This window comes from Brucella sp. TWI559, assembly GCF_039674265.1.
In the GTDB taxonomy this organism is placed as follows: Bacteria; Pseudomonadota; Alphaproteobacteria; order Rhizobiales; family Rhizobiaceae; genus Brucella; species Brucella chromiisoli.
In genome coordinates, this window is the sequence record NZ_JBDJNE010000079.1 from 1 (window position 1) to 471 (window position 471).

A 471-nucleotide genomic window follows, 5' to 3' on the forward strand; every position below is an offset into this window, starting at 1 on the left:
CATCGCAATCTGTCGGGTGGAGATGCTGATAACTGCCAGCATCGTATCCATTATGAGTTTCCCTTGTCAGATGACTGGAAACTCTGGGTTAAGAATGACGGCGAGGTGATGGGCCAGCAGGATTTTGCCATTTTTTTGGAAGATCGCATTCCTGACCTTGCTTCACCGACGGAGGGTGAAATTGCGACCATTGAGCGTGATTTCAACACCACGGTGGCGCTGCCGTCGCAGCTGGTTAACCTGTCACGCAAAATGCAAGTCAATGTGTCGTCGCAGGTGAAGACAGAAACCAAGCTGCAGTCTGGGGAAGGGCAGATTCAGTGGGAAGAAACCCACACAGGCGCTGACGGTCAGCCGGTCAAAGTGCCGGGCATATTCATTCTGTCCATCGCCCCATTCTTTATGGGAGAGAAAGTGCGCATTCCGGTGCGCCTGCGCTATCGCATGAGCAATCAGAAGGTTGTCTGGTTC

General features: G+C 52.7%; 1 protein-coding gene. It reads left to right on the forward strand.

Annotation, left to right across the window (positions count from 1 at the left end; translation table 11 throughout):
• A partial coding sequence (locus tag ABE530_RS19700; protein ID WP_499695734.1) for a DUF2303 family protein occupies nucleotides 1–471 on the forward strand: 471 nt, incomplete at both ends.